Raw genomic sequence first — 15,110 nt, 5'->3', positions numbered from 1 at the left:
TCGTTTCATATACAGTTTCTCATATTGTGCCACTCTACTTTTTTTAAAAGTTGGATAGCAATCATTCAACATACAGGAGGCGATTCGATGGAACCTATAAATTACATACAAGACTTGATCTATCGGATGAGTATCAAAACCGACGAACAAGGTCAAGCCGTAAGAAGTTCAGGCGATAGTGTAGGCTGGAAAGCTCGCAAAGAAGCCAAGCAATTGAAAGAAGAGTATTGGATAGATATCGTAGACAAGGTATGGACACAGACTACTGATGTGAATGATCGCGAACATCTCTTTTTTATATGGAGTTATCTTGCATGTCATACTCAAGGTACACGAGCTGTAGACAAAATGTTATTGTATTTCCGCGCTGCTCCTCCTCGTGAACAAATGGTTCTTTTGTATACTTTTACCTATGTGCCCTTTATTCCAGATGCTACACCTTTCTTATCTTTGTCTTATGCCAAAAAATCTTCAGTACGTCATCATGCTATCGAAATCTTAGGTCGTTGTGATCGTGAAGTTGTAGGTGAACGCCTGATTGAACTATTATCGATATCCAAAAACTATCTTGATTTATTTCATATCCTTTTGGCTATTCAAAAGGTAAACCTACAGATGGCTGCTCCTTACCTAGTTCCTCATTTGCGTTCCAACAAAGTCGATATTCGTGCATTATGTATTGATATGTTGTCTACATTCGATGGCAATCATTATCTATCTATTTTTGAACATCATTTAGCCAAAGATTTATCGTCTTCTGTCAAATGGAATGCGATGAAAGCTATTGCCGAGCATGGCACTCCTTCTCAAGTCAAGCTAGTGCTCAAGCGAGTTAAATCTATCGTTTCTAGACCTCGTGCGGGTCGACAACATCTTATCAGCGAGTTGATGTATGGCATATCGTTTCTCCATCGTGTAGCGAGTGACGATCCTGCTGTAGTGAAATGGTTACAAGAGGTGCGAACCACTAAGTATGATAATCTATTTGAACATGAGCAAAAGTTGCTCAGCGAATTATTGGCTGAATGATATACTAACCACTTATTGATATCCTTTTCTCAAGAAATCATAACTTTTGTACATATCCCTTGAGAAAAGGACGTTTTTTTATATAGCCGCTTCTCCGATCATTTGCCACTCGATTTGTTTCATTTCATAGAAATAGCCCTGTTTCTCCATAAGTTCCGAATACGAACCGATCTCTACCATCTTGCCTTGATCCATCACTATAATCTGATCCATCTTTTCTAATCCAGTCAGGCGATGCCCTATCAGCAGAAGAGTATCTTCAGCAGCTCTCGCCAAAAGTTGCTGTAAAACACGTTGTTCAGTTACATAATCTAGCGATGATGTGGGTTCATCGAGAAGCCATAATCGTCCTTTGCGCAACAATGCGCGCGCCAGAGCCAGTCGTTGCTTTTCGCCGTCTGAAAGATTTTCTCCTTTTTCATAGATCATATCGGTTAACAGAAGATGAGGAAGTTGCATCTGATGCAGTACCTGTATTAATTGTTCGTCCGAGTATCGTTCGTCGCTTAATAGCAGATTGTCACGAACAGTCCCTCTAAAAAAGTGCCCTTGCTGTAATACCACATTCGTGTTCTGCCAGATACTTTGTTCATCCAGTTCTTGTACAGATATATCATTTAATCGTATAGTTCCTGCTGTAGGTGTACGAAGCTTGAGTAACAGATCGATTATCGTGGACTTACCTGATCCACTTGCTCCTACAATTGCTGTTTTGGAACCTGCACCAAGATGTAATGACAATTCTTGTAACGCCGGTCTCCATTCATCTTCATATTGAAAAGTCACCTGATCTATATCAATAGAAATAGCTTGATCGTTAGATAATTTTTTTGATGATAATGCAGGTTGTATAGCTGTATGCCCTACTGTTTCATCTAGTCGTGTAGCTGCATGTTCACTATCTTGCTTGTACGCGGGTAAAGTAGCCATCGCTGCCACTTCTTCAAAAACAGTCATCGAAGCCATAATCAGCATAGCTAAAAACACACCTTGAAGCGTACCCTCTATAATCAACCATGCTCCCAACGCCAGCACACTCCATGAAATAAAAAAGGAGACAAAGGTATGCATAGATTGTCCACGTAGTAGATTGTCGGCGGCTTGTTGTTGTTCTTTGGTTAAAATTGTAGCCACTTGTTGCAGTTGCTTCTCTCGTTCTGCTAATTGTCCGTAAATTTTCAAATCTCGAAAGCCGTATAGTACCTCAGTTACTTCTGTAGAAAGCAATGCTCGTTGCTCGCGAACACGTCCATTGATTTTACGCTGTCCGATCAGTACGATATACGGCACCACCAGTGCTGTTAATAACATCCCAACGACTAATACACAAGCAATCCAGATTGAAAAAGCAGAAGTAAATAACATAGTCGCCAAAAAAACCGTCATAGCAATAATAGGCGGATAAGCTACACGCAAAAAGTAATGTTGTAGACTTTCTACATCACCTACAATACGTGCCAGCAGATCGCCACTGCGTCGTTTGTTCAATATACCGGGTGTAATCGGAATAAGCTTGGCGAAGAATGTGACCCGTAATCGGCTTAACATTGAAAATGTTGCCCGGTGTGAATATAGACGCTCACCATACCGACTTGCTGCTCGAAGCAGACCTAGTAGCTTGACCATAGAAGTAAGAATAATCAACGTATATAGTGGTGGCGCAAATACAGTCTGTGAGATCATATATCCACTTGCTGAGAATAGAGCTACTCCTGCGATGCCAGCAATAAATCCTCCCACTATCGAAAAAATGATATCTTTGCGCTCTTGGAACATCGCTTTGGACATTATAGCGAGATCATTCATACTACCACTCCTTTTTGTTGCACATTTACCATATCTGCATATGGAGATAGACGAGCTAGTAGTTCATGATGACGACCTGAATCAACTACTACCCCATTGTCCATATACAGGATCTGATCAGCATCTTGAATCGTGTATAATCGATGCGCTACTGTAATCATCGTTGCTGTTTGCGATAATGTAGCAATAGAACGTTGCAAGATTTGCTCGGTGTGCAGATCTAATCCTACCGTAGGCTCATCAAATAAAATAATATCCGGTCGCTTGAGAAAAGCACGTGTCAGAGCAAGTCTTTGTTTTTCCCCACCTGACAGTCCTCTACCGCCTTCTCCAATCACCGTATCTAAGCCCTGATGAAGTTGAGCGATCAGCGGGGTAAGTCCAGCTTCTGCGGCAGCTTGTTCGATCTGCTGGCGTGTCACCTCTCTACCTGCTCCTATAGAAATATTTTCAGCAAATGTCCCTGCAAATATATAAGGATGCTGTGTAATATAGCTAATATGTTGGAACCATGCAGACTCATTAGATGGCGATAATATATTTCCGTTGATCACTATCGAACCTGTTGTAGGCTTGAGCAAGCCAGCAATTAGATGAAGTAGTGTTGTTTTTCCAGATCCACTTTTGCCCACGATAGCAATATGTTGTCCTGCTGTAATCTTAATTCGCCCTGTCGCCAGTTCAAAAGAATCAGGCGCATATTGAAAACCAACCTGCTCTAACTCAATCAATAACGGTGTAGAATCTGTTGCTGTAGTTGATAAATTGCTTGCTTCTGTTATTGGTTTGTTGATAGTGCTTGCTGATTCTTCTGTTGTGTGGTCTGTTGAGTCTGATATACGGGATTCCGCTAGCAACTGCTCTACTTTACGAACAGCTCCCATACTTGTGCGACCACTATGAAAAGCAGTTCCTGTATTTTTTAATAGACTATAAAATTCAGGGATCAACAACAAAATAAGAAACGCACTATGGAAAGTCATCGATTTGAAAACAAGTAATTGAATAGCGAGTTCTAAAGCAACAATACCAATACTTAGCATTACAATAGATTCCAGCATAAATGTATTGGTAAAGGCAATTTTCAAAATACTCATCGTTGCATCACGATACCCTAGACTACTCCGTTCAATCTGTTGTTGCTGATGATGAGCACGTCCGAATATTTTTAACGACACTAGCCCTTGAAGAGAATCTAGAAATGTACCGGAAAATGCAGCTAGCTGTTCATACTTTTCTTCTGACTTATGCTTTGTTTTTAACCCTACCAAAACCATAAATAAAGGAATAAATGGAGCAGTACAGATCATAATTAAGCCTGTATTTACATGGAGCGAAAATGTAAATGGCACAATTAAAATCGGAATAATAGCCGCTTCTATCATTCGAGGCATATATTGGCTAAAATAACTGTCTGCTTCATCTACCGCATCGAGAGCTACACTGACTTTTCCACCAGTCTGTCCGACTAACATGCCCGGCATAGACGTGCGAGTTAAGCGTTGTATAACAGCCGCTCGCATATTCGTTTTGGCATGAGCAGCCATATGTAGCCCTACTTTGCCATTGCTATAAAACAATAATGTCCGTAATGCCATCACAGTCAGCAATAATCCTAGTAATATTGTGACTGATGAGAAAGATGCTTTTTCAACAAAGATCCGTTGCACGACTTCAGCTAATAATACCGCTTGAGTAATTATCGTAATGCCTAAGATCAATGAAATGATCATTAGGAGAACTCTATTTTTTCGCTGTAAAGACATTTGTTCACTGATAAGACTGGATGTTCTGCTCATAGCACTGTCCTCCTTTATCAATCAAGGCATAGTCGGAACATCCTGCTATGCCACTATTAAGTTGCAACATGCTTTATTTTTTCCCTTTCACATAATCTGCATCAAACAAAAATAGCTTGAATACTAGAATAAGCGAAGGAATTAACAGACAGAGTCCGCCTATAAATACAACTACTAATGCAAAGCCCATCGCTGGTGAAGTTCCGCTGGTCTGGATAGTGATATAAGGATCGAGAATATATGGATATTGCCCGATACCATAAGCAAAAAAAGCACAGAAAAACTGTAGCATAATACAACTAAATGCTAAGCCGTAGCGACGTCCGTTATATAACAGCCACATAGCGATCATAAAGAAAGCTATCGAGAGAGCAAGCAACCACCATAAATCCATCATATTTTGAAAATGTCGTGCATTGTGCTGACCTAGATAAATAAAAGCGGTTAATGCCATCACAATAGTAGGTGTACTCCAAAATAAAGCATACCCTCGCATCAACTTTAAAGCAGATTCATCTTCTGCACGTGAAGCATAAAAAGTTAAAAAGGAGCCACTAATAAATAAAACAGAAACAATCGCCAGCCCGACAATACTCCATGACAATGGATTGGTGAACAGTTCCCAATAATCTAGAGACACGATATCTCCTTGCTTGAGAATAAATCCTCCTTCAGCCAGCGTGAGGGCTACAGATAACGAAGCTGGAATCAGCAATCCTGTTGCTCCATACAAAAATAGAAATACAATATTATTTTTGGAACCATAATTTTCAAAAGCATAAAATGACCCCCGGATCGCAAGCAGAATAATAGCAATACTTCCGGGAACCAGTAAAGCAGATCCATAATAATACGCAGTATCCGGGAAAAATCCGACAATCCCAATATAGAAAAAGACAAAAAACACATTGGTGATCTCCCAGACCGGTGACAAATATCGAGAGATCAATCGATTAATTAAATGATCTTGCTTCGTTAAACGTGCATAGAAAGCAAAAAATCCTGCGCCAAAATCGATTGAAGCTACTATTAAATAGCCATATAAAAATAGCCAGAGTACCGAGATACCAATCAATTCATAACTGATCATGAGTGCCCACCTTTCTCAGTCCCCTTGTCAGGATGGTCTTTGAGCCACTTCTCAATCTCTACTTCAGCAGGATTGTTATTGAATAGTCGTCGTAATACCAGAACACATATTGTGCCAAGTACAATATAAAGAAGTAAGAAAACAAAAAACAAAATGCGGACACTTGGCGAAGATGTTGCCGCTTCTTCTACACGCATATACCCTCGAATAATCCACGGCTGTCTTCCTAGTTCTGCATAGAACCAACCCATTTCAACAGCTAAAAAAGCAAGCGGTGCAGATAGTGCCACCATACGAAGCATCCATTTGTTGAGATTAAGCTCCTTGCGTTTCTTCAAGAACAGCAATAGAAAATATAGACTGGAGACAGCAAGCAATGTAAATCCAATTCCCGCCATCGCATCAAATAAATAATGGACAAGTAGTGGTGGACGTTCATCCAAAGGGAATTCATTCAGTCCTGTAACTTCTGCATTAAAGTCACCGAATGCTAGAAAACTAAGTACTTTCGGCAAGTGAAGTGCGCCTATTACTTCATGCTCTGCATTCAACCATCCCAACAGAATCAAGTCTGCTCCACGTTCAGTTTCAAAATGCCATTCTGCCGCAGCAAGTTTCTCCGGTTGATGTTCTGCCAGAAATTTAGCCGACACGTCTCCAGCTAATGTATTGAATAGACTGAATAACAACACCACTGCCATCATCAGATTTAAGCCTTTTTTGTGATAAGCAGATACACCTTTTCTCAACATAGCAAAAGCAGCAATTCCGGCTAATAATGCCGCACCTGTGAGATAAGCTGAACTCAGTACATGGAATACTTTAGAAAATGTCGCTGTATTGAGCATCGCTTGTACAGGATTTACAGCTACAAATTGCCCTGCCTCCATTAGAAATCCTCCAGGTGTATTCATAAATCCATTGACTGTTGTAATAAATACAGCCGACATTCCAGCTCCAGCCACAATCGGAATCGTTAATAACCAGTGTAAGTACGGATTTTTGAATCGATCCCATGTATATAAATAAATGCCTAAAAAGATCGCTTCAAAAAAGAACGCAAATACCTCCATAAACAAAGGCAGTGCAATCACATTTCCAGCTAATTTCATAAAATTAGGCCACACGAGAGCCAGTTGTAGAGAGATTGCTGTACCTGTTACTACACCGACTGCAACAGAAATCACAAATCCTCTTGACCATCTTTTTGCCATAAGTATGTAGTGATGATCTTTTTTGCGAATACCGATCAACTCCGCTATAGCGATCATTAATGGAATACCGACACCCAACGTTGCAAAAATAACGTGAAATCCAAGTGTCAGCCCTGTCACAAGCCTGCTCCATAACACCGTATCGATCTCCATCTTTATCGTTGTCCCCTTTCATCTTGCAGAATAGATCAAGTTACTATATCCATAGATATTTAAAATTTATTGTATTCTAATTTTGACCCAATACAATCGCAGTCACATTTTTGTCCTTAATCGTTCCAAGAAGAATCATATCTTTCTGACAAGTTGGTGAAAAGTAAGAAAAAGACTCGAACGGGCTATTGCGTTATTTTCTATATCCCCGTATAAATGCCGATCGGTTCAGCCTCAAATAAGAACATTTAGATAGGAAAACAACAAAAAAAGCCGCAATAATAGCGACTTTGTCTGTGGACAGATGTTATATGAAAAAGCTTATCTATGTTGCAAACCCCATTCTTGTAGTTGCAATAAAATAGGAGTAAGACTATTTCCTTTGTCTGTTAGAAAATATTCGACACGTGGAGGCATCTCAGCATAAGCGATCCGCTCGACTAATCCATCCGCTTCAAGCTCACGTAATTGACGGGTTAGTGTGCGATGAGTCACCGTATTAAGCGATTTTTGTAGTTCATTAAATCGTATTCTCTCGTTTTTCAATAACTGATATAAAATCAAAATTTTCCATTTGCCACCGATTGCATTGACAGCAAATTCAACAGGACAATCTGTACAATTTTCCATTAGCTTGATTTCCATAGATTCACCTCCAAAAGTATCCTAAAGGATACCTGATATCTAAAATGTGCGTACTTACATAAAGTATGTAACTTGATTATGATGAATATAACATTTGTTCGATATCGAACAAATGAACTTACAAACAAGGAGTCGTTTATCATATGGAAACTATTTTAGTATATGGAGCATCAGGAGTACAAGGTGGAGCAGTAGCCCGATTGTTAACTTCCAAAGGAGTTACCGTTCGTACTATTACACGTCAGGAGCAGAATGTAGCCTCTTTACAAGAACAAGGAATTGAAGCATTTGTAGGAGATCTGTCTATATTGGAGACTTTACATGAAGTGAACAGTAATGTCGATAAAGTATTTTTGAATATGCCGATTGAATATGACACAAAAATGGTCAAACAACATATAACTAATGCGGTCCAAGCTGCTCAACAAGCAAATGTAAAATTAATTGTTGTTAACTCTAACGGTTTTTTGCCAGAACAACCGACTGATGCTATCACATTAGAAGTCAAACGCGAGATGATCCAGTATGTACAACAAAGTGGGATTCCGACTATTGTGGTAAAGCCGACTCTTTATATGGAGAACTTTCTGATTCCGGGGTTAATTAACAACGGAATGCTGTTCTACCCTGTACCAGCAGATAAACCGATTCCTTGGATTAGCTCAGAAGATGCGGCACAATATCACTATTATGCGTTAAGTCATCCTGAATTAGCAGGACAAACGATTCTAGCAGCTGGACCAGAAGCATTGACAGGTACGGAATTAGGCAATTGTTTTACAGAAGTGTTGGAACAACTAATCACTTTTCGTTCTCTAAATTACGATGATTTTGAAGCTTCTCTTACTCCAGTTATGGGTGCCCAGCAAGCGGCAGGTATCGCAGGATTTTATCGTTGGATTGGAGACAATATCGATTCTTTAAATTATTATGATGTACAAGATCGTGTGCTTATCCCTGATCTTCAAATCACTCCTTTAAAAACTTGGTTGCAACAGCCTCATATCCACAATATTATTCGTTCTTAACAAGCAGACACAAGCAATACTTGATGTAAATATTTATTTCTATATACGATATGCTAATCTTTTTATTAAAAAAAGGATGGACTACTTATAGGTAGCTCATCCTTTTTGTGTATCATTTTATTCTATGATCATAGTTATTGAGTGTTATTCTTTACCTTTTTTGATCGCTTTAATATCATATTTCCCGTTTGTAGAGTTAATGATATAGTCAGGTTTGGGTTGACCTGCTTTTTGGCGGTGCCCTTGAATATGAGCATCACTTTTCTCCCAGTTCTTCCATGCTTCTTCAGACTCCCAGCGGAATAAAAGCACAACTTCTTCTTCCCCTTTACGAGTCTGCTTAACCAAAATCGTCAAATCTACAAAACCAGGCTGTTCTTCCAAAATACCAGGTTGGTTAAAACGCTCTACCACTTGATTGGCGTTACCTTCTGTTACTGTGATACTACGCATAATAGCAAACATAGCCAAGCCTCCTTCAAAATCTGTATCTTACACCATTATAAATGATAATCATTATCATTGTCAAAACAACTATAGCCACACCTATTATATTCATAATCTGTTCTCTATAAGACAGACAAAACTGCGCACAAAATGACCGGATAGAGCGATTGCTTTCCTTTATAATAAACAGCAAGGAGTGAACAATAACAATGAACTGGATAACCTCTTTACAGACAGCTATTCATTATATGGAAGAACATTTGTTAGAGCCAATAACGATCGAACAAATTGCTGCTAAAGCGCATCTGTCTCCTTTTTATTTTCAACGTAACTTTTCGTTGTTAACGGATACCACCGTGGCAGAATATTTGAGACGTAGACGATTAACATTGGCTGCACATGAACTTCTACATAGTGAGCACAAAATTATCGAGCTTGCGCATAAATATGGATACGATACACCGGAATCTTTTTCCAAAGCTTTCCGCAGACAACATGGGATTGCACCTAGTGAAGCACGCAAACACAGTAGTTCACTCAAGTCTTTCAATCGCTTAACGATTCAAGTCAATATTAAAGGAGCAGAACCGATGAATTATAAAATAATCGAACATCCTGCATTTTCATTAGTCGGCATCAAGCAAACATTCTCTTATGAAAATGGTGAAAATCTGCGCGACATCCCTAAAATGTGGGATAAAGCGTATCATGAAGGTGTAGAAGATCGTTTATTTGAATTGAACAATGGTGCTCTAAAAGGATTACTAGGAGTCTGTGTAGATCAGACTGAACTACAATCTAATCAAATGGAGTATTGGATTGCTACAGCTTACGATGGGGAGATTCCTGAAGGATTATCAAGCTTACACATTCCTGCTTCCAAATGGAGTGTATTTGAAGTAGAAGGCCCGATGCCAGCTAGTATGCAAAAAGTCTGGAAACAGATCATCTCCGAATGGTTTCCTTCTAATGCTTATGAACATGCGTATCTGCCAGAACTAGAAGTATACGGCGGCCCTAACGTGGCTCCGCAAATCTGGATTCCGATCACTTCTTAATTGCAATCTGTTACTTGTATTGTGTTAGTTGACTTGTAGTATGCTGGCATGATAAATAACAAAAGCTGGAACTCGTGTGTACACTAACGAGTTCCAGCTTTTTGAGTATTTCATATCATCGTTATCGTTTGTTTAGAACATTGATGTAATCGCACCTGTTTTTTTATCTACATAATACCATCCATAAGTAGCGGTATGACCTTCGCCTGTCGCTGCATCATCGACTACATTTTCATAGACATGGACAACATACATATTGTCTTCTTCATGATCTACATCTGCCACCAGATAAGAAGAACCATTCAACTTATATTTGTCTTTCACCAATTGAATCGCTTGGGCTTCATTTACTCCAGATGTATTGGTAGTAGATGTACTGGATGATGAAGATGGTGTAGCCGGTACGGTAGGCGCACTTGGAGTTGGTATCGTTGGAGTTGGCGTATTTGCCGAATTAGAAGAGGACGATGACCCTGCACTATTCGTCTGATTACTTCCAATATACAAATTATTGTTGGACAAACGAATATCTTTGCTCATAGCTGTACTCATCGTTCTAGCTGGTACATACGTTGTTCCTTTATAAATAATGACATTGGCGTCCGACTTTTTGACTTGATCGATATATAGACCTACATTTTTAAAAGCTACCTGAATACTGGTCGTATTTGCTGCCATTGCTACACCTGTTCCTGTTAACAATGACCCAATCGCTATCCCTAATACCAATCCTTTTACTTTATCTTTCATTATTATGTCCTCCTTATTCGATATATTAATATTCACTGGCGTACAATATTTCCCCTGTACGAGATAGATCATATCCACCAATTGCTTGTAGTTCACGCTTAAATTCATCCGATGATAGTATTCTTCTTAATGTAGCTATCCATTCTGCATTTTCAGTTTTATTGAGTATCACCAGATCATAACGCTCAACCGTTAATGGAATAAACTCTACGCCTACTAAAGCAGCAGCTTTCTCGCTTCCCACCCCTACATCGGCTTGACCGCTAGCTACTTTGCCAGCGACTGCTATATGAGAAGATTCTTCCTGTGCATATCCTTGTAACTGTGATGTACGAATATCGTTCAATCGTAGTTGCTCATCCAGTAATACACGTGCCCCTGCTCCGCGTTCCCGGTTTACCATTGTTAGTCCAGCTTGAGCTAAGTCTTGCCATGAACGAATCCCTTTTGGATTGCCTTTAGCTACATACAATCCTGCTCTTCTCGATGCTAAATTAATCACTGTACAAGGATGAGAAACTAGAATTTTACGAATATACGGCAAATTATAATCGCCTGTCTCTCCATCAAATAAATGAGTGCTAACAATATCGGAATTGCCCATATACATAGATACCAGACTATCCATACTCCCTGCAAAAGAACGAAGAGGACGATAGCGACTATCTTCTTTTTCCATATAACGTGCCAGAATATCCAGACTGGTATCCTGCCCTGTAATCACAATCGTTCTTCCACTGGTTGGTGGGGTGATAGGTTCCTGTGTTATAGGATTCATCGTTCCTGTATTCCGCAAAATCTCTTCTGGACGGGCATAAGCTGCATGTACAAATTCAGGTGTAACTGTTGCTTCCGCATCAGATGTATGATCTTCATAATCCATATGTGGAATATTACCGACTCCCGGTTGAAGTGGAGAAACGTCTGTTGAATCAGACGATGAAGAAGTCTGCAACATGCTATCTAGTGGAGTAGCTGTCATATTAAGCTGTCCCGCATTTTCTCGATTTTCACGAATCATGCCGTTTTTGGCTTTTTGTTTGTAAGCTTCTAGATCATAATGATCGACTCGCATTTGTTTGCCGACACGATAGGCAGGCAGATCGCCTTTTTTGATCAAATCATAAACCGTTAATTTGGAGACTTTTAATAATTTGGCGATTTCTTCAGTTGTGTATGACACCTGCTCATTCATAGGTGGTTCCTCCCTAACAATATACGTTTATCTTAACGTGGATCAGAAGTGTTTTCAATTTAATCTATAAGTGAATCGCTTATGAATCATTATATTTAATTATAACTAGATATAATTAGAATGATTTAGTATGATCTAATATATAACAATGAGTGTAATACATAGTTGTATTATAACTTTAAGGAGGAATATTTGTTGAAATCTCTAGTTTCTTTACGTTCACTTCGTTCTGCTTCGCTTACATCACGCCTAAGTATGACTGCTATGCTTGTATGTGTGCTCTTGATGCTCAGTGCTTGCTCATCCACCACAACGACATCCAGTACAGATAACTCTACTACTCCTACAACAACTTCCAATGAAAATAGTGCTACAGCTACTCAAGATGCGCCTGTGCAATTAACGATTTCAGCGGCGGCAAGCTTAACCGATAGTCTGCAAGAAATCCAAACGTTATATCAGCAACAACATCCTAATGTGAGTCTTACTTTTAATTTTGCCGCTTCAGGTACATTACAGAAACAAATTGAGCAAGGTGCTCCCGCAGATCTTTTCTTTTCAGCAGGTAGCAAACAAATGGATGCTTTACTAAGTGCTAAGCTGATTGATACAGCTCACGAAAAAGATCTATTAGCTAATCAGCTTGTACTTGTAGTACCCAAAGATAGCTCTTTCTCTTTAACTTCACCAAAAGACCTCACTAATGAAAACATCAAAAAAATAGCTATCGGTACACCTGAATCTGTTCCGGCGGGTATGTATGCGAAGCAGACTTTAGAATCTGCAAATCTTTGGGATTCATTGCAATCCAAACTTGTGCTTACCAAAGATGTGAAGCAAGTTCTTTCTTATGTAGAAACAGGGAATGCTGAAGCAGGATTTGTATACAAAACAGATGCGATGGATTCAGATGGCGTAAAAGTTGCTTTTACCACAAAAGCAGATAGTCATGATCCGATTCTATATCCTGCTGGAATCGTCTCTGCAACTACTCATCCTCAAGAAGTCGCTGACTTTTACGATTATTTGCAGACAGATGAAGCGCAAGCGATCTTTGTCAAACATGGATTTGTGAAGGCTTCTTCAGGCTCATGAGTTCTTTTGTCTGGTCATGGGATATAATCGGTTCGCCGATCCTGCTTTCTTTACAAATTGCTAGTATCGCCGGAACACTTGCTTTTTTACTGAGTATTGTAATTGCAATGGCAATGAATCGTTACTCTTTTCCCGGCAAGTCTATAGTAGAGACTGTATTTATGTTACCACTCGTCTTGCCTCCTTCTGTTGTCGGTCTACTATTATTAACGATATTAGGTAGACGCAGTTGGATTGGACAATTAGCAGAATGGCTTACACACCAACCGATTGTATTTAGCGTAACAGGAGCAATTATTGCTGCTACTGTAGTTTCATTTCCACTGGCTTATCAGACACTCAAAACTGGATTCGCTCTGGTTGATAAAGATGTACTCGAATCCGCCCGCTCTCAAGGGGCTACCGAATTGCAATTACTCTGGCATATGATTTTGCCACTGGCATGGCGCTCTCTGGTTACAGGATTTGTGCTGGCTTTTGCCAGAGCGCTCGGAGAATTTGGAGCTACTCTTATGGTTGCTGGTAATATCCCGGGTAAAACGCAGACCCTCCCGACAGCGATTTACTTTGCTGTCGATGCTAACAATATGCCACTAGCATGGAGCTTAACGATCATTACGATTCTAATTTCATTTATTCTATTATTATTAACTGGACGCATTCGTGGTTCTACCTGACCGGTGACTACGAATGCTTTTTTATTTTGTAAAACTTAGATAGCTTTATCTAGTATATTCCTTATATAATTATACGTAGACTGACCAAAATAATAGGCATTGGTTACATGTGCAAGATCAACTTTATGATCTTATCGGCATAGCCATCGATAATGTCTATCGATCATCTTTTTATTAAATACAGAAAAAAGAGGTACAGCTATGCTCAAACTTCAGCAGTTATCAGATATATTGGAATTGCAGGCTCTTTGTGAAAAAGAAGATTCTATTATGCTCAAATTAAACTGGGATATGCTTAAAAATCGCGCTCCCGGAAGTGTAGAAGACTTTTTCCATTATGAAGGTAAATTATTGATTGGCTTTCTAGGCATTTATCGTATGGGACAAAATATTGAAGTATGTGGAATGACTCATCCTCTTTATCGTAGACGAGGTGTGTTTACAAAATTGTGGGAACACGCGGTGAGTCGCGGGCAATTGGTAGACGCCAAGCAAGTACTTCTCAATGTGCCTCGTGATTCGGTCTCCGGTCAAGCATGGGTGCATACCAGACCTGTCGTTCTACACAGTATTGAGTACACGCTCAAACTGGATAACGAACACAATCATCTTATTGTAGATGAACCGGAAACGGCGGTATTGCGTCCCTTTAATGATAACGATATTCCTTTGTGGTTACGATTGGATGCAGATGCTTTTGCTATTAGTGAAGCTTCTACACTAGCGACACTCGCCAATCCCAATCGTTCCAAAACGCGTAAATTGATCGTTATTGAGCATGCAGGAATAGCGGTTGGGAAAATAGAAGTGGATTATGAAGGAGAACATAGTTGGATCTACGGATTTGTGATCGATCCAGCGCTACGTGGACATGGTATCGGGCGAAGTGCATTACGTCAGGTCGCTCTTACTGAAAGTCAAGCAGGTCATAGTGTGTGGCTTAATGTAGTGTCTGATAATGATCGTGCACTTTATCTGTATGAATCATGCGGGTTCCAACATCAAGATATTCAAGATTATTATCTGTACTCTCCACCGATGCCTGAAATTTAAATCTAATAGCAAACACAGAAAAAGCGTTTATACCAAGCACGGAGGTCCGGTCCATGCCTGGATAAACGCTT

Annotated in this window: 14 protein-coding genes; 6 read left to right on the top strand and 8 right to left on the bottom strand. The window is 39.7% G+C overall.

What is annotated here, in order from left to right; genetic code table 11:
• Positions 1 to 87 precede the first annotated feature (87 nt).
• Positions 88 to 1,029 (top strand): HEAT repeat domain-containing protein, encoded by a 942-nt coding sequence (locus PQ460_RS09550; RefSeq protein ID WP_274172465.1) that lies wholly within the window; start codon positions 88 to 90, stop codon positions 1,027 to 1,029.
• 78 nt (positions 1,030 to 1,107) lie between these two features.
• Here the strand turns inward: PQ460_RS09550 and cydC are convergent, their stop codons facing one another.
• The 5 genes from cydC to PQ460_RS09525 form a co-directional block, all read right to left on the bottom strand.
• The gene (gene cydC / locus PQ460_RS09545) at positions 1,108 to 2,835 is read right to left on the bottom strand and encodes a thiol reductant ABC exporter subunit CydC (RefSeq protein WP_274172464.1); all 1,728 of its coding nucleotides are present in this window, start codon (positions 2,833 to 2,835) and stop codon (positions 1,108 to 1,110) included.
• Positions 2,832 to 4,634: a thiol reductant ABC exporter subunit CydD gene (gene cydD, locus PQ460_RS09540; protein ID WP_274172463.1), complete on the bottom strand. Its 1,803-nt coding sequence runs from the start codon at positions 4,632 to 4,634 to the stop codon at positions 2,832 to 2,834. The genes cydC and cydD overlap by 4 nt, the downstream gene beginning before the upstream one ends.
• A gap of 73 nt (positions 4,635 to 4,707) precedes the next feature.
• Entirely contained in the window at positions 4,708 to 5,724 is a 1,017-nt protein-coding gene (locus PQ460_RS09535; protein ID WP_274172462.1) for a cytochrome d ubiquinol oxidase subunit II, read from the bottom strand.
• Entirely contained in the window at positions 5,721 to 7,091 is a 1,371-nt protein-coding gene (locus tag PQ460_RS09530; protein ID WP_274172461.1) for a cytochrome ubiquinol oxidase subunit I, read from the bottom strand. Before PQ460_RS09530 ends, PQ460_RS09535 begins: the two co-directional genes overlap by 4 nt.
• Before the next feature lie 321 nt (positions 7,092 to 7,412).
• Positions 7,413 to 7,736 (bottom strand): winged helix-turn-helix transcriptional regulator, encoded by a 324-nt coding sequence (locus PQ460_RS09525; RefSeq protein WP_274172460.1) that lies wholly within the window; start codon positions 7,734 to 7,736, stop codon positions 7,413 to 7,415.
• 143 nt (positions 7,737 to 7,879) lie between these two features.
• Here PQ460_RS09525 and PQ460_RS09520 point away from each other — a divergent pair, with 143 nt between their 5' ends.
• Positions 7,880 to 8,764: an SDR family oxidoreductase gene (locus PQ460_RS09520; RefSeq protein WP_274172459.1), complete on the top strand. Its 885-nt coding sequence runs from the start codon at positions 7,880 to 7,882 to the stop codon at positions 8,762 to 8,764.
• Between the two features lie 144 nt (positions 8,765 to 8,908).
• Here the strand turns inward: PQ460_RS09520 and PQ460_RS09515 are convergent, their stop codons facing one another.
• Complete coding sequence (locus tag PQ460_RS09515) at positions 8,909 to 9,229, bottom strand: antibiotic biosynthesis monooxygenase family protein (RefSeq protein WP_273612788.1); 321 nt, start codon at positions 9,227 to 9,229, stop codon at positions 8,909 to 8,911.
• A gap of 191 nt (positions 9,230 to 9,420) precedes the next feature.
• Between PQ460_RS09515 and PQ460_RS09510 the strand changes: the two genes are divergently transcribed.
• Entirely contained in the window at positions 9,421 to 10,269 is an 849-nt protein-coding gene (locus PQ460_RS09510; RefSeq protein ID WP_274172458.1) for an AraC family transcriptional regulator, read from the top strand.
• Positions 10,270 to 10,401: 132 nt separating this feature from the next.
• Here PQ460_RS09510 and PQ460_RS09505 read toward each other — a convergent pair whose 3' ends face one another.
• Together PQ460_RS09505 and PQ460_RS09500 are read right to left on the bottom strand one after the other, a co-directional pair.
• Positions 10,402 to 11,019 (bottom strand): hypothetical protein, encoded by a 618-nt coding sequence (locus PQ460_RS09505; protein ID WP_274172457.1) that lies wholly within the window; start codon positions 11,017 to 11,019, stop codon positions 10,402 to 10,404.
• A 25-nt stretch (positions 11,020 to 11,044) separates the two neighbouring features.
• On the bottom strand, positions 11,045 to 12,214 hold the full coding sequence (locus PQ460_RS09500) for a helix-turn-helix transcriptional regulator (RefSeq protein WP_274172456.1): 1,170 nt from the start codon (positions 12,212 to 12,214) through the stop codon (positions 11,045 to 11,047).
• Positions 12,215 to 12,499: 285 nt separating this feature from the next.
• On the opposite strand from PQ460_RS09500, the gene modA reads away from it, so the two are divergent.
• From modA to PQ460_RS09485, 3 genes are all read left to right on the top strand, one after another.
• Positions 12,500 to 13,309, top strand: a complete 810-nt coding sequence (gene modA / locus PQ460_RS09495; protein ID WP_443147210.1) for a molybdate ABC transporter substrate-binding protein — start codon at positions 12,500 to 12,502, stop codon at positions 13,307 to 13,309.
• Complete coding sequence (gene modB / locus PQ460_RS09490; protein WP_274172454.1) at positions 13,306 to 13,986, top strand: molybdate ABC transporter permease subunit; 681 nt, start codon at positions 13,306 to 13,308, stop codon at positions 13,984 to 13,986. Before modA ends, modB begins: the two co-directional genes overlap by 4 nt.
• 201 nt (positions 13,987 to 14,187) lie before the next feature.
• Entirely contained in the window at positions 14,188 to 15,039 is an 852-nt protein-coding gene (locus PQ460_RS09485; RefSeq protein ID WP_274172453.1) for a GNAT family N-acetyltransferase, read from the top strand.
• Positions 15,040 to 15,110: the final 71 nt, after the last annotated feature.

This window comes from Paenibacillus sp. KACC 21273 (genome assembly GCF_028736095.1).
In the GTDB taxonomy this organism is placed as follows: domain Bacteria; phylum Bacillota; class Bacilli; order Paenibacillales; family Paenibacillaceae; genus Saccharibacillus; species Saccharibacillus kyungheensis.
This window is presented reverse-complemented; position numbering and strand designations above follow the sequence as displayed.

What these genes read in the sequence shown, in the direction of transcription:
- modA (WP_443147210.1), top strand. Translation starts at nt 12,500, where the DNA reads ATGCTCAGTGCTTGCTCATCCACCACAACGACATCCAGTACAGATAAC.
- PQ460_RS09510 (WP_274172458.1), top strand. Translation starts at nt 9,421, where the DNA reads ATGAACTGGATAACCTCTTTACAGACAGCTATTCATTATATGGAAGAA.
- PQ460_RS09485 (WP_274172453.1), top strand. Translation starts at nt 14,188, where the DNA reads ATGCTCAAACTTCAGCAGTTATCAGATATATTGGAATTGCAGGCTCTT.
- PQ460_RS09535 (WP_274172462.1), bottom strand. Translation starts at nt 5,724, where the DNA reads ATGATCAGTTATGAATTGATTGGTATCTCGGTACTCTGGCTATTTTTA.
- modB (WP_274172454.1), top strand. Translation starts at nt 13,306, where the DNA reads ATGAGTTCTTTTGTCTGGTCATGGGATATAATCGGTTCGCCGATCCTG.
- PQ460_RS09550 (WP_274172465.1), top strand. Translation starts at nt 88, where the DNA reads ATGGAACCTATAAATTACATACAAGACTTGATCTATCGGATGAGTATC.
- cydC (WP_274172464.1), bottom strand. Translation starts at nt 2,835, where the DNA reads ATGAATGATCTCGCTATAATGTCCAAAGCGATGTTCCAAGAGCGCAAA.
- PQ460_RS09520 (WP_274172459.1), top strand. Translation starts at nt 7,880, where the DNA reads ATGGAAACTATTTTAGTATATGGAGCATCAGGAGTACAAGGTGGAGCA.
- PQ460_RS09500 (WP_274172456.1), bottom strand. Translation starts at nt 12,214, where the DNA reads ATGAATGAGCAGGTGTCATACACAACTGAAGAAATCGCCAAATTATTA.
- PQ460_RS09515 (WP_273612788.1), bottom strand. Translation starts at nt 9,229, where the DNA reads ATGTTTGCTATTATGCGTAGTATCACAGTAACAGAAGGTAACGCCAAT.
- PQ460_RS09525 (WP_274172460.1), bottom strand. Translation starts at nt 7,736, where the DNA reads ATGGAAATCAAGCTAATGGAAAATTGTACAGATTGTCCTGTTGAATTT.
- cydD (WP_274172463.1), bottom strand. Translation starts at nt 4,634, where the DNA reads ATGAGCAGAACATCCAGTCTTATCAGTGAACAAATGTCTTTACAGCGA.
- PQ460_RS09505 (WP_274172457.1), bottom strand. Translation starts at nt 11,019, where the DNA reads ATGAAAGATAAAGTAAAAGGATTGGTATTAGGGATAGCGATTGGGTCA.
- PQ460_RS09530 (WP_274172461.1), bottom strand. Translation starts at nt 7,091, where the DNA reads ATGGAGATCGATACGGTGTTATGGAGCAGGCTTGTGACAGGGCTGACA.